This window comes from Leptolyngbya sp. UWPOB_LEPTO1, assembly GCF_017302695.1.
Taxonomy (GTDB): Bacteria; Cyanobacteriota; Cyanobacteriia; order Leptolyngbyales; family Leptolyngbyaceae; genus Leptolyngbya; species Leptolyngbya boryana.
This window is the reverse complement of record NZ_JAFLCJ010000003.1, coordinates 110,853-124,601: the sequence shown is the minus strand read 5'-3', so window position 1 is coordinate 124,601 and position 13,749 is coordinate 110,853. Positions and strand designations below refer to the sequence as shown.

Genomic DNA, 13,749 nt, shown 5'->3' with positions numbered 1-13,749 from the left:
ATATGACTCGCAAACTCTAACGTCACGCGGTCAAGATGAAAATCGCAAGTGATAACGGAATCAGGAACGTTTTACTTCTTTTGTATCCAAACTTGTAAACCCTCAAGTCTGCGCGATTCACCTCGCGTGCCACAAAATTGACCATTCGATCGCACAGGGGTATCGCCAATATCCTGTAAGTGGCAGAAGTAATTGACGTTATAGTTTGCAGCGGCAGAACCCGTTAACCGAATAGCAAAGCCTTCTAACCTTTGAGACTTGCCTCTTGTTCCAACGAATTGACCACTTCCTACCCAAGGTGTATCTCCTATATCCTGGATGTGCGCCATATACTCAATGCCCAGACCCGGGATTGAATCAGAAATTTGCAGAGAGAAGCCTTCTAAGCGTCGTGATTCACCTCTTGTTCCCGCAAAAGCATCATTCTGAAATGGGACATCACCGATATTTTGCAGATGCACGATTCCTCGTAAGCTTACCTTTTGAGGTGTAGTCGGAGGATTTACAGATGCATTGCCAGCACAAGCGCCTTTTTCACCAGGTTGTTTCATAAAGATCTGACGATAAGCATTGCAATCTTGGGCAAAGACCATTCCGCTTGACCACTGATTGTCCCCATCCAAAGTACTAATAAAGCCGAGCATGACATTAGGTTGCTGAAGGCGCGCGGAACTCTTCAAATCGCTGAGTAGGCGATTCACTTCGCTTTGACCCAGTAGGATGAGTTTGCTCATCACGATCGTATTGTAAGCCGCAGGAACGACATTGGCATTGAAGGATTCGCTCGGGTTGGTGTAACCTGTATCCTTGATTTTTAGGTAATTGGCGTTGAAGCTTTTCAAGTTGGTATTTTCTCCAGATCCACGACCTAACACCTGATCAAAGTATTTGTCTGGACTTGTGAGATACTCCTTCAGTTCTTGCTTGGTCATCCCGATCGCAGATTTCAGCATTGTATTCAGCAGATCTTCCTTCAGTTTACGGATCGGTTCTAAGAGAAAGTCTGGTGTAATCGCATCGACGATACTGCTGATGGCATTAGCTGTCAAACCCACAAAATCAGGCGCTCCCGACATGGAGAGCAAATGATCAGTGACATATTTCTGTAACACTGCTTCAGCTCGCTGCGTATCTGCCGATCGCGAAGTATTAAAAAATAATGCTTTTGCAACTTCATGGCTGACCCCAGGCCAAGCTTTCAGACCACTATCAATATCATCTCGCCAAGCTTCTTTGTACGTGACTTGAATTCCGTTCGTCGCAACGTAAGTACCTTTTTCAGCCAGGATCGCAACTCGGCTACAGCTAAAATCCAGAGGTTTGCAGGCGTCGGCGCGGCGATCGTAGTCTGCTTTCTTGGCATAGTAAGTACTGATATCGCGCTGAAGATTAGCCCGCAGAGTCGAATAAATTCGAGGAACAGACAGATCTGTACCTGCTCCTCCGGCTCGTAGCAACTGACCATCGAGAACTGTCCCTGGTCGAGCGTCGATCATGTTTTGATAAATGAAATCGCTGACTCCATCAATGCTGACATTGAAAAAATTCCGATCCATTGCGCGGGCATCGACTCGTTTGTCAGTGTAGCCCTCTACGACAATATGCTTTACTGCATTAGCAGGTCCCTCAGGAGGTGTGATGGCAAAGGAGCCGCCTGAGAAATTATTCACAAAGGTATGTCCGAACATATCTCCTGCTGCATGAGTGAGATAGCCGACTGTAAATGCTCGGATTGCTGAAGTATTTGCAGTGTTGGCTTGACCCCATAAGTAGGCTAACCATGCATTAGGTCCTCCTGCAATTTTTGTCTCTGAAGCCGATGGGTGGATCACTTGCTGTCCGGTCAAAATATCGGGATAGGCATCAGGACCCAAAATTCCGGCCCGGTATTGAGGTGCATTGCTGCGGAGCGCAGCAAGAATTGTGGGATCAACTTGGTAAGTTCCGACTTCTCCAGTCACTTGCCCGTTATTATAGTCCACGCGAGGAATTGTAACTTTGCCGTCATCTAATGCATCATCCAGTGCTTGTTTGCCCAGATAGACGTGAGTTGTGGGCTTCCAAGCCCAAGCTGCTGAGGGGTATGATACTAAACTGATAGCAATAGCAATAATAATAAGTAAGCTCAGATTACATATCTTCAGCCTATGCCAGAGAGAATAAAACGTTGGTAGCATGATGATTAGGTTGTTACTAAATTGTAAATGCCCCCAAGTCATGTAAGCTCTTAAGAACTCGCAATTTCTAGGAAATGCTTCCTAAGCCTACTGGTTACTGCCGTAAATTATGAGTGTTCTTATTTATACTTAAATTTCGCGATCGAAATATCGATCTGCCGAGTTGAGTGAGAATTGAAAATTCCGTTAGATTCCAAAAATCTTGAAGACGAAAGATTTCGTGTCACGAAGAAGTTACGGAGAAGAGAACTTCGGCAACGACGGATCAAGAGCTTGCTTCGGCTCGCAAGGTTTACTTTTATCAACACAAACTTTCGGTTGCTTAGCTCGTTGCTCCTCTGCGATCACCAACTTTAAAGTCGATTGCGCGATCGCTTGATTCGGATTTAATTTCAACGAAGCTTGCAAAGTTGCCTGTGCCTCTGGATATTGTTTCAAATTCCACAATGCAACACCTTTCCCCGTCATTGCTTCTGCACTTTTCGGATTGAGCTTCAACACTCGATCGTAAGCTACAATTGCATCTCTGTACTTGTTCATCGCAGTAAGTGCGATCGCACGATTAAACCAAGATGGAATGAATTGCGAATCTAATGCGATCGCGCGATCGGCTGAATCTAAAGCTTGTTCATACTGTCTCAAATGCCAGAGTACGGCACTTCGATTTGCCCAAGCAGAAACGTGGCGCGGATTTAATTTCAAAACTTGATCGTATGCTATGACGGCATCTGTATAATTTTTGGTTGCTCTGAGAATCGTCGCTCGATTAAACCAAGCCGAGACATAAGTTGGATCGAGCCGAATCGCTTCTTGAGTCGCCGCGATCGCTTCTGGATATCGCTGTAAAACCCACAGTGCCACACTGCGATTGCTCCAAGCTTCTGCATAGGTTGGAGCAATCCCAACGGCTCGATTTGCTGATGCTAATGCTTCTTCTGCTTGTCCTAAATTCAACAAGGCTTGCCCACGCTGATCCCAAGCTTGAGCCGCGCCCCATTGTCCCCACTGTCCATCTCCCTGAATTGCTTGATCACAAGCTGTCAATGCTTCTTTAAACTGTCGCAAGCGATTCAACATGGCACAGCGTCCAACCAATGCCACTGATAGTTTCTCTTTCAGTTGAATCGCTCGATTGTAAGATGTGAGTGCTTCAGCAGTTCGATCTAACTCTTCTAAAACCAGAGCTTGAGCATTCCAAGTTAAGGCATCATTTGCATCAAACTTAATCGCTTGATCAAAAGCCGCGATCGCAGAAGTCAACTGATTCGATAACCGATAGGCATTTCCCGCATGATACCAAGCAAATGCAGGACTCTTATCTCCCCAACGTCCATTTCCAGCTAAAGCAGTTTGACAAGAGATAACCGCATCTTCGTAGCGTTTCAACTGCGTTAATGTTTCACAGCGATGTGCCAAAGTAATTGAATCTTTCTCTTCTAGCAGCAATGTTCGATCGTAAGCATTCAGAGCTTGCTCAAATTGTCCTTGCTGGCTTAAAATCATGCCGCGATTTAACCAAGCTAGATAAGGTGATTTGCGTCCCCAGTTTCCATCGACTTTGAGCGCTTGGTTACAGTTATCAAGTCCTTCATCCTGGCGATTTAACGCTGAAAACGCCATACATCGATAGGTCATCGCGAGGGATATTTTTGGGTCAAACTTTAAAGCGCGATCGGCAGATGCGATCGCATCAGGATATTTTTTCAGCTTTAACAAGACATTGCTATGCTCTGCCCAAATTCCAGCATCTTTTGGACGGAGTACGATCGCTTGTTCACAAGCAGCTAAAGCTTCCTCATACTTTTCTGAATCGGCAAGTAACCCACATAGATTTGACCAGTAATCAAAGTCTTTCAGTTTATCTTGAAGTGCAATTGCCGGAAAAGACAAGGCGACCTGCATCGCAGCCATCCACAAACCAGCACTAAGAAGGCGAAGAATATCCTGCATGATCAGTTTTTAGAACTTTGTTCTGGTCAAGTTTATCCACAGTAACATGGTAGCTCTGGGCACTCAAATTCAAGCATTTTTGAGTAAATATACGATGAAAACAATGCTCCTAGCTCTGATTGGTTTTGCAATGCTCTGTACATCCGCTATGGCAGCAAAGCCAGAACATATCAAACAGTTAAAAGAAACTCGGCAATGTGCTGGATGCAACCTAGAAAATGCGGATTTACGAGGCTTTTATCTGCGAGGCGCACAGTTGCAAGGGGCAAATCTCCGAGGTGCGAATTTACGGGATGGCGATCTTCGGGGTGCATTTCTCAATCAAGCAAATCTCACAAATGCTGACTTGCGAGGTGCCAACTTAGAAGATGCTGATTTAGACAAGGCTCATCTCGAAGGTGCGCAACTCAAGCAAGTTAGATTCAGCGATCGTACGGTCTTAGCTGAGAAATGGCGGTTAGTACATCAATTGATCAATCGTCCTAGAGAAGTTACGGATTTACAAAAAGTAGATTTAGCAGGCGCAAATCTCAATGGAGCAGATTTGAGAAATGCAAATCTTACTGGAGCCAATCTAGAACGAGCGACGCTGGAAGATGCACTGATCACGGATGCAATCTTAGATTCAGCACAGTTAAATCGAACCAGCTTTTTCATCAGTGATTTAAAGAATGCGAGTTTTGTCGCAGCAAACTTGCAGCGATCGAATCTTCGAGCAACGGATTTACGTAACGCTATTTTTCAAAAAACAAATCTCAGCCAAGCGGATTTAAGTCATGCTTACCTCAGCGGCATTCGTTTGACTGAAAGTAATTTGAATGCAGCGAATTTAATGCGATCGACGCTGACCCATAGCCGCATTGAGCAAAGTCAATTGCGAGGAAGTAACCTATTCATGGCTGATCTTCGCGATGCCAAACTGATCGGCGTAGAGCTAACAGGAGCGAATCTACGCGGAGCGGATCTGAGTCGAGCCGATCTCGCACACAGTAACTTCCAAAGCATCCAAATGCAAGGACTGAAATTACGTGGAGTCAATCTCAGAGGAGTCAATTTAAGCGGATTAAATTTGCAAGGCATTGACTTCAGCGGTGCAGACCTAAGTCATGCGGTCTTGAATCGAGCCAATCTGAGCGAAGCCAATCTGAAGGGTGCAAATCTCACTCATGCGAACCTGACGGAGGCAAACTTAACCAAAGCCGATCTCAGTGATGGAAATCTCAGTTATGCAAATCTCACTCGAACCAATTTTTCCCAAGCAAATCTAGACAAGGTGCGACTGAACGGCATTCAGCTTGAGTTTACCAACTTCTGCCAAGCAACGATGCCGGATGGTCGGAAGGCAGGGTGTTGAGAAGGGGGATTATTGATTTTGCGGAGAGTGGGGAGATGGGAGAGACGTACGATCGCGATTCTTTTGCATGACTCATCTACTCCTTTTATCGGATTTCTTGACGCAGACTCCATGACGACAAGATTAAACCTTTAGAATAGAGAGAACGTATCTCATCGTGGCTTAATCTCACTGCTTATGTCTGTTCTGGCGGTAATCCTTCTTTTAGCGGTTCTGATTTTTGTTCATGAACTCGGTCACTTCCTTGCAGCAAGACTTCAAGGTATCTACGCGAATCGATTCTCGATCGGATTTGGTCCGATTCTGTGGAAATATCAAGGCGAGCAGACAGAATATGCACTCAGGGCTTTGCCACTGGGCGGATTTGTTGGCTTTCCCGATGATGATCCAGACAGCACTATTCCGCCCAATGATCCGAATTTGTTGAAAAATCGTCCGGTGCTTGATCGCGCAATTGTGATCAGCGCAGGGGTGATCGCAAACCTCGTTTTTGCTTATTTCATCTTGGTCGGACAGATGGCATTCGTTGGACTGCCGACGATCGACTACAATCCTGGCGTAATCGTGCCAGAAGCGATCGCTGAAGGTGTTGCAGCCGCAGCAGGTGTGCAAAACGGGGATGTCGTCACCGCTATTAATGGCAAGCCTCTCGGTGCATCGGAAACGGCAATGAATACGTTGCGGCAAACGATCGAATCGAGTCCAGGAACACCACTGCAACTCTCGATCGAGCGGAAAGGACAGCCCGTTAACGTCACTTTGACTCCCAAAGATGAAAGCGGGAAAGGCAAAATTGGAGTCAAATTACAGCCGCATTTCAAGACGCAGCCGAACGGAAAGGTTGTTTATTACAAGCATCCGTCTAACCCGATCGCGGTTTTCACAATGGCATCAAATGAGTTTCAGCGCATTGTGGTCTTGACCGTTGGCGGATTTGGACAACTCCTGAGCAACTTTAGAAATACCGCTGAGCAAGTCGCAGGACCAGTCGCGATCGTGGCAACTGGAGCGAGAATTGCCCAAACCGATTTTGCGAGTTTGTTCAACTTTACGGCTCTGATCAGCATTAACTTGGCGATCATTAACATCTTGCCTCTGCCTGCATTAGATGGCGGTCAACTGGCGTTTCTGCTCGTCGAAGGACTGCGAGGAAAACCCGTTCCTTCCAAAATCCAAGACGGCGTAATGCAGACCGGATTAGTGCTATTACTGGGATTAGGCGTTTTTCTGATCATCCGTGACACGGTGAATCTCATTCCACAGTGACAAGTCGAATTTCCGCAAAAAAACAACGAGCCTTAGAAATTCTGGCGCGGCTCAAACAGCTCTATCCAGAAGCTCCTTGTACTTTAGATTATGAAACTCCGGTTCAACTGATGGTAGCAACGATCCTTGCGGCTCAATGCACCGATGAACGAGTGAATACCGTAACGCCTGCCTTGTTTCGCCGTTTTCCTGATGCGGCGGCATTGGCAGGCGCTGACGTTTCTGAGTTAGAAACTTTAGTGAGATCGACGGGCTTTTACCGCAACAAAGCCAAAAATATCCAAGCAGCTTGCCAGATGATCATGGAAAAATTCGGGGGAGAAGTTCCGCGCTCCATGAAAGATTTGACGAGCCTGCCTGGGGTTGCCCGCAAAACGGCAAACGTGGTTTCGGCTCATGCCTTTGGCGTAAATCTGGGCGTAACGGTCGATACCCACGTGAAGCGATTATCGTATCGATTCGGGTTAACCAAACATACAGAACCCGTCAAAATTGAGCAGGATTTGATGAAATTGTTACCCCAACCTGATTGGGAGAATTGGTCGATTCGACTGGTTTATCATGGGCGCGCAGTTTGTAATGCGCGCAGTCCACAATGCGATCGCTGTGTTCTCGTCGATATCTGCCCTTCCGCCCATGTTGGGCAGCCCGCGAAGAAGGTTGCGAATTTATCTAGAAATTGACTCACTAGAAACGAGCATTATTGAGTAGAATCAAAAATAGTGTCTTTTATCAAAGGGTTCAAAATTCATTCATGGCTAAGAAGAGCATGGTTGAGCGCGAGAGAAAGCGCGAACGTCTCGTTGAGAAGTACGCTGAAAAGCGTGCAGCTTTGAAAGAGCAGTTTGCGGCAGCTACGTCTCAATCTGAAAAGCTGGAGATTCACCGCAAAATTCAACAGCTTCCCCGCAACAGTGCAAAAGTTCGGGTGCGGAATCGCTGCTGGGCAACCGGTCGTCCGAGAGGCGTTTATCGTGATTTCGGGCTGTCACGCCACTGCATTCGCGAAATGGCACACGCGGGATTGTTGCCGGGTGTGGTTAAGTCAAGTTGGTAAGACGAGTTTAGAGTTTGGATTTTGGATGTCGTGAGATCACAGGCTTGCAGTCCAAAATCCGAAATTCTATTGTCCGCAACAGCGATCGATGCCTAAGCTATCCATTAACAGATCACTAACCGCGTTGGCGATCGCGAATTCACCATAAAAACTGTCAGAAAAATCATACGCCTGCATCTCTGAAATAATCGCGATCACCAGCGATCCGAGATCGTTTTCGTCTTCCATGCGTTGGCGCATGTAAATTTGAGCGGCGCGTTCTGCAATTCGATGATTTGCGGGTTCTGGAAGAAACTCTTCATCGAGCCACTGTTGCAATTTCGCTTGTAGCCAAACCGCCTCCTGCTCCGGATGTTTTGCAGGCGGTAATGTGATTGGTGGAATGGGTTCGACCATTGTGCGTTCCCCAGACTAACAAGATAATTCAAACTATATCGTAGATTCTTTATTTCAAAGCCTCCCCGGAGCCAGGTTATGCAAGTCGATGTGTCCTCGATTCTCGAAGGCTATGCTCAAGGCTATTTTTTAATGTCTGATGAGTCAGGTAAAGATTTAGCTTGGTATACCAGCCGCGAACGGACTCTAATTCCCCTCGACGATCAATTTAGATATCCCAAGTCGCTGCGGCGGGTATTGAATCAGAATCGCTTCACAGTTGAGATTAACAAAGCATTTATGGAAGTCGTAGAGGGATGTGCCAATCGCGAAACGACTTGGATTTCTAATGATTTGAAAGAAATTTATTGGATGCTATATCAGGCGGGATGGGCGCATAGCTTTGAAACTTGGCAAGATGGCAAGTTAGCAGGCGGAATTTTAGGCTTAGCTCTGAGAGGAGCATTTATTGGGGAGTCGATGTTTTTTCGGATTCCAGATGGCTCGAAAGTGGCGATGGTGAAGCTGGTTGAACACTTGAGAGCGCGGAATTTTGTGTTATTTGATGCTCAGATGATGAATCCGCATCTAGAACGATTTGGCGCTTATGTGATTAATAATCGCGGCTACAAGGATCTGTTGCGGCAGGCTTTGGAGAGAGAGTGTTCGCTGATTTAATCCAGCGATTTAATCAAATTTGGGTGACCAAAGATCTTCGACTTTGACTTCCCAACCGGGGAGGAGTTCGGGGACGGTGATGATGTCGCCATTGTGAAGGACGATCGCTTCTTGATTACTGCGACGAATTTCAACCCATTCTTTTTCGGGATTGATCAAGAGTCCGACTCTGGTTCCGAGGTTGAGAAAGTCATCGATTTTTTTTCTGAGTGCTGAAACACTATCACTTGGCGATTTGACTTCGACGGTGAGATCGGGAGTGATTTCAGCAAATTTCTGAGGACTGCGGCGTAATCGCTCGGCTTGAACAAATGAAGCGTCTGGAGCGCGGGTGTCAGAATTCGGCAGGGTAAAACCCGCACTCGAAGCTGTAACTCTTCCGAGTTTTCTGGGTCTGACCCAATTGCCAAGCTGCCGGATCATTTCGGCTGCAACTTCATCAGACTCGTAACCTGAAGGACTCATAACAATAATTTCTCCATTCACTAGCTCCATTCGATAGTCAGGGCAGTGCTGCTGGAGTACTTCTAAATCCTTAACGGTAAGTGCCATAACTGTTTTTAGAGTTTCTTCAATTATCAGCTAATTTTCTGCTCTGTGACTAAGGTGAGGCTGACCCATTCCCCTTTATGGCTGTAGCTTCGCATCAACCGCTGACGCAGATCGGGCTGCAATAACCAACCTACTTCTAAAACAAAGGGATATCCTGATTTCACTTCGGTTGGGCAATTGGAAGAAGCTCCATCAGGGAGCATGACAATCTGACTGCCACTGTCAAACTTGAGAATCGTTCCTTCAATTAAGGCACTGGTTGTGATCGTGCGCCCGAACTGTAATTCTTGATTCAAGCGATCGCCGTCTCGCCAAACCTTTAAATCTGTTGTGTAAGTATCAGGAGATCGCCAATCTGGATAAATTGTTGTCGCTTCTCCTTTCCAAGTCCCGATCAAATCTTCAACCTGAAGCGGCAGACGTTCTGGCGTCTCGGATTCTGCCAGCTTTTCCCGAATCAGCGTCAGTCCAGAAAGCTGCGATTGTTTGTCAAAGAGTTGCACTAAACGCAATCGACGATCGCCATGAATCAATCCTAGCTCTGCCCCAAATTCGGAAAAAGGCGCGCGCTGAATGGAGCCGAACGAAAACGCGCCGTTCTCAAAGAACAGAATATTTCGACCGAGCGTACTGTATTCCAGAACTTTCTCGCTCACAGGCTGATTTGCTGGCTCTAGGCGGACAATTTGCCGCATGGTTCGATTGTCATTGAGTCCCGTGAAAGACACGATCGAGGGAGTATCTTCAATCAATTCCCCAGAGGGCGAAAGCCTTGTAAATGAACCATGCCAAGCCCCTAGATTCTCTAGCAAACAGTCCCATTGAGACTTCATTCAATGCTCCTAAATTTTTGCAAATCGCCGCACAGCGAAGATACTACCCAGGAGTCCAACAAGTCCACCAAACGTCAGCAAAATTAAAGGTAGCGCAATCAAATCGATCGGGCGAGTGGCTCCCGTCGTCAGAAATTGAACAAACTCAGCTTGTCCACTCAGTTGATTGCGAATCAGTTTTTGAATGCCTTGAATCAGCGCAAATGCGATCGCGGAGCCAAAAATCCCAAATGCGACTCCCTGCGCCAAGAATGGCAAATAAATCCAGCTTCGAGTTGCGCCAACTAACTGCATAATCTCAATTTCTTTTCGACGTGCGACCACGATAAACCGAATCGTTGTATTGATTACCGCGATCGCAGTTGCAGTGAGTAGTCCCACGATCGCTGTACTGACTCGATTAAATCCGGTGTTGAGTTGAGCAATCCGCTGCACGGCTTCACTCACGTACTGCACTTCATCGACTCCGCGAACTTTTTTTAATTTCTCGGCTAGAACCGGAACCACGTCCGACGATCGCGCTTTCACTTTCAATTCATCGACCAGTGGGTTGCCTTCAAGCTGCTGCGTTGCATCTCGCAAATTCGATAAGCCGAGTTCTTTTACCAATCGGCTCCAAGCTTCTTCCTTTGTCACATCCTCAACTGAGGCAACTTCAGGAAATCTCTCAACGGTCGATCGCAACACATCTGCTGACACCCCGGTTTCGAGATAGGCTGACACTTCAAGCTGGCTACCAAACTGAGTTAATAAACTCTCTAGTTGCCAAGAAGCCTGTAAACTCATTCCGAACAAAAACAGCAGCACAGTCACCATACTGACCGCTGCCCAATTCATCCAGCCTCCACGTCGCAATCCTAAAAACGTTTCCCGCAGCAAATACTCTAACTTTGTGAAGAACCGCATCGCGCTATGTCTCTCTTTCAGTGCGAAGACCCTTGTAGCCTGCTCAATTGAATCGGGCATCCGAAATTGCCGTGGGATGCGAGATGTTTTCAACTGAAACTTCCTAGTTTTGGGGGATTTTAGCGAGATGAACTTGCGCACACCCAAGCCAGCAAATTCATCAAACTGACGCTAAAATAGAACCAACACGGAATCACTCCGACCTTCGATCAGATTTTTAGGTGAAACATCCCATGCCCTCCTCAGTTCTAGTTGAGAAGAAAAAGTTAGAAAATCCGCCCTTACAGATGCACCATATGGGCGATCGCGTGTTGCGTCAGCCTGCAAAACGAGTCGCTAAGGTAGACGATGAAATCCGTACGATCGTGCGCCAAATGCTGCAAACGATGTATAGCGAGGATGGGATCGGGTTGGCTGCACCGCAAGTTGGTATCCACAAGCAAATCGTTGTCATTGATATCGACCCCGATAAACCTGAAGCTGTGCCGCTGGTCTTGATTAATCCGGTGATTAAGAAATTCGGCAAAGAAACCTGTTCTGGTCAAGAAGGCTGTCTCAGCATTCCGGGTGTTTATCTGGATGTCGAACGTTCTGAAATGATCGAAGTGTCTTTCAAAGATGAAACGGGTCGGATGCGCACCTTGCAAGCGGATGGATTATTGTCTCGTGCGATTCAACATGAAATCGATCACTTGAATGGCGTATTGTTTGTCGATCGCGTGGAAAATCAAATTGCGCTGAATCAAGAATTGAAAAAACGCGGCTTCTCGGCAAGCGATGTCCGCCACATCGGATAATGGTTGTTACCGTCAGTCAATTCTGGCGGTTTTTTAATCATTTAAGGAATTGATATTATGATCATGACTCCTAAGAGCGGCATTCTGCTAGGCGGTTCTTGTGTTGCGGCGATCGCAGCAGTGGGCTGCGTTTTTGAACTGACTTCAGGTAATCCTGAATACGGCACGCTGGTTACAGGTATCATTTTGGCAGTCAGTGCGCCGTTAACTGTCATTTGCTTTCTAGCAGCGGTCGCAGATGCGAGAGCAAATAATCAGTAATTTTAAAGATTTTTAGGGATTTCCTGTTTGTTCTAGCTAAACGTGATAGATCCCTGAAGATAGGTATAGAATGTTGCGCTAGAGTTCTACCTACAATTTCATTTATCTCCTATTTTTCTCTAGCGAACACCCCTTGTTCCACTCCCTTCTATGACGGGCGAAATTAGTCCCATAGCTTGCCTCCGACAACTGTCGATCGGCAATAGTTCTGATCCAAAATTAATTGTTCACGCTTTGTCGATCGACGACACGACTGTGATCGGACGCGATCCTCGTTGCCAAATTGCCGTCGATCCAGTTTTATTTGGGTCGGTCTCGCGTCGTCATGCAGAGGTTCGTCCTTCAGAACAAATCGAAGATGCAGACCGCCCGACCTGGTGGGTCTGCGATCTCAATAGCTCGAATGGAACTTACCTGAACGGCAAGCGATTGCGGGGATGCCAAATTTTGCGATCGGGCGATCGTATTTCATTGGGAAACGATGGACCTGAATATATTTTTGAATATCTAGCAGATTTCAATACTAGTCGTGCGGCGGTAACGGAACGCGGTGCAGTCGTCCCGCCCGCTCGTGAATCAGTCACGTTGACGCAGCTTTTCCCAATTGTTTCAACCGGACGAGATTTAACCAGCAAGGCGTTCTTAGTTCCGGGCATTGTCACAATCGGATTTGTGGTGTCGCTATTTGTTGCTGTTGGACAACCGATTTTGTTCAATCGCTTGTTAGCGGGATACATTGCACTCGTTGGACTGTACTTCGTCTATCGACTATGTGGAAAGCGAAAACCGTGGTGGGTGATGGTGATTGCGGCAATGGGCACTTACTTCTTACTGCGGAGTCCAGTGCTGCTACTGTTTGCAGAATTTTTTAGATCGGTCTTACCTGGACAAGTGACCGCGCCTGGAGAATTGATTAATCCGTTGACGCTGTTTATCCGCATGTTCTTTGGTGCAGGGTTGATGGAAGAATTGCTGAAAGTGATTCCGATCGCGGTTTTGTTTGCGATCGGGCGATTTTTGCCTGCGCCTTGGAACGATCGCGTTGGAATTTGGGAGCCATTGGATGGAATTCTTTTAGGGGCGGCTTCGGCAGTTGGATTTACCCTGGTAGAAACGTTAGGGCAGTATGTGCCCGGAATGATCGAATCGACCTCTCTGCAACTCGGACAAGAAGGCGGATGGGATCAGCTTCGAGGCTTACAAGTTTTGATCCCAAGATTGCTCGGTTCGATTTCGGGGCATATGGCGTATAGCGGATATTTCGGCTATTTTATTGGACTTGCGGTATTGAAGCCTCGGCAGAGTGGGCTGATTTTATTGATTGGATATTTCACGGCTTCGGCGCTACATGCACTTTGGAATGTCATGGGAAGCGTGAGTGAGATTTTATTAGCGTTAGTTGGAATGTTGTCCTATGCGTTTTTGGCAGCGGCAATTCTGAAAGCTCGAACTTTATCACCAACGCGATCGCAAAACTTTGCAACTCGCCTAAAATCGTGACAACAGAAAAATCGCACCTCAGATAGAGACTCCCTGAGCCTTG

Annotated in this window: 14 protein-coding genes; 8 read left to right on the top strand and 6 right to left on the bottom strand. The window is 46.7% G+C overall.

Annotated features, from left to right (window positions below):
• Positions 1-71: 71 nt before the first annotated feature.
• Both J0L70_RS05880 and J0L70_RS05875 read right to left on the bottom strand, forming a co-directional pair.
• Complete coding sequence (locus tag J0L70_RS05880) at positions 72-2,177, bottom strand: zinc dependent phospholipase C family protein (RefSeq protein ID WP_287453532.1); 2,106 nt, start codon at positions 2,175-2,177, stop codon at positions 72-74.
• 234 nt (positions 2,178-2,411) lie between these two features.
• Positions 2,412-4,127, bottom strand: coding sequence for a tetratricopeptide repeat protein (locus tag J0L70_RS05875; protein ID WP_287453531.1), 1,716 nt, complete (start codon positions 4,125-4,127; stop codon positions 2,412-2,414).
• 94 nt (positions 4,128-4,221) lie between these two features.
• Between J0L70_RS05875 and J0L70_RS05870 the strand changes: the two genes are divergently transcribed.
• From J0L70_RS05870 to rpsN, 4 genes are all read left to right on the top strand, one after another.
• On the top strand, positions 4,222-5,481 hold the full coding sequence (locus tag J0L70_RS05870) for a pentapeptide repeat-containing protein (protein WP_287453529.1): 1,260 nt from the start codon (positions 4,222-4,224) through the stop codon (positions 5,479-5,481).
• Positions 5,482-5,658: 177 nt separating this feature from the next.
• A complete protein-coding gene (gene rseP / locus J0L70_RS05865) occupies positions 5,659-6,747 on the top strand; it encodes an RIP metalloprotease RseP (protein ID WP_017289446.1) in 1,089 nt (362 codons plus the stop codon).
• Positions 6,744-7,430: an endonuclease III gene (nth, locus tag J0L70_RS05860; RefSeq protein ID WP_017289445.1), complete on the top strand. Its 687-nt coding sequence runs from the start codon at positions 6,744-6,746 to the stop codon at positions 7,428-7,430. Before rseP ends, nth begins: the two co-directional genes overlap by 4 nt.
• A gap of 71 nt (positions 7,431-7,501) precedes the next feature.
• Complete coding sequence (rpsN, locus tag J0L70_RS05855; RefSeq protein ID WP_026148789.1) at positions 7,502-7,804, top strand: 30S ribosomal protein S14; 303 nt, start codon at positions 7,502-7,504, stop codon at positions 7,802-7,804.
• A gap of 66 nt (positions 7,805-7,870) precedes the next feature.
• Here the strand turns inward: rpsN and J0L70_RS05850 are convergent, their stop codons facing one another.
• Positions 7,871-8,200 (bottom strand): DUF8822 family protein, encoded by a 330-nt coding sequence (locus tag J0L70_RS05850; RefSeq protein WP_017289443.1) that lies wholly within the window; start codon positions 8,198-8,200, stop codon positions 7,871-7,873.
• 78 nt (positions 8,201-8,278) lie between these two features.
• Here J0L70_RS05850 and aat point away from each other — a divergent pair, with 78 nt between their 5' ends.
• Positions 8,279-8,857: a leucyl/phenylalanyl-tRNA--protein transferase gene (gene aat / locus J0L70_RS05845; RefSeq protein ID WP_287453527.1), complete on the top strand. Its 579-nt coding sequence runs from the start codon at positions 8,279-8,281 to the stop codon at positions 8,855-8,857.
• Positions 8,858-8,866: 9 nt separating this feature from the next.
• Here the strand turns inward: aat and J0L70_RS05840 are convergent, their stop codons facing one another.
• Genes J0L70_RS05840 through J0L70_RS05830 form a run of 3 tightly spaced genes read right to left on the bottom strand, consistent with a single transcriptional unit; the run spans position 8,867 to position 11,208 of the window.
• The gene (locus J0L70_RS05840; protein WP_287453525.1) at positions 8,867-9,409 is read right to left on the bottom strand and encodes a Uma2 family endonuclease; all 543 of its coding nucleotides are present in this window, start codon (positions 9,407-9,409) and stop codon (positions 8,867-8,869) included.
• Between the two features lie 26 nt (positions 9,410-9,435).
• On the bottom strand, positions 9,436-10,242 hold the full coding sequence (locus J0L70_RS05835) for a DUF3598 family protein (protein ID WP_287453524.1): 807 nt from the start codon (positions 10,240-10,242) through the stop codon (positions 9,436-9,438).
• 9 nt (positions 10,243-10,251) lie between these two features.
• Positions 10,252-11,208, bottom strand: coding sequence for a cell division protein FtsX (locus tag J0L70_RS05830; RefSeq protein ID WP_287453522.1), 957 nt, complete (start codon positions 11,206-11,208; stop codon positions 10,252-10,254).
• 173 nt (positions 11,209-11,381) lie between these two features.
• On the opposite strand from J0L70_RS05830, the gene def reads away from it, so the two are divergent.
• The 3 genes from def (at position 11,382) to J0L70_RS05815 (ending at position 13,706) form a co-directional block, all read left to right on the top strand.
• Positions 11,382-11,945: a peptide deformylase gene (def, locus tag J0L70_RS05825; protein ID WP_017289438.1), complete on the top strand. Its 564-nt coding sequence runs from the start codon at positions 11,382-11,384 to the stop codon at positions 11,943-11,945.
• Between the two features lie 57 nt (positions 11,946-12,002).
• On the top strand, positions 12,003-12,206 hold the full coding sequence (locus J0L70_RS05820; RefSeq protein ID WP_017289437.1) for a hypothetical protein: 204 nt from the start codon (positions 12,003-12,005) through the stop codon (positions 12,204-12,206).
• Positions 12,207-12,356: 150 nt separating this feature from the next.
• A complete protein-coding gene (locus tag J0L70_RS05815; protein WP_017289436.1) occupies positions 12,357-13,706 on the top strand; it encodes a PrsW family glutamic-type intramembrane protease in 1,350 nt (449 codons plus the stop codon).
• Positions 13,707-13,749 lie beyond the last annotated feature (43 nt).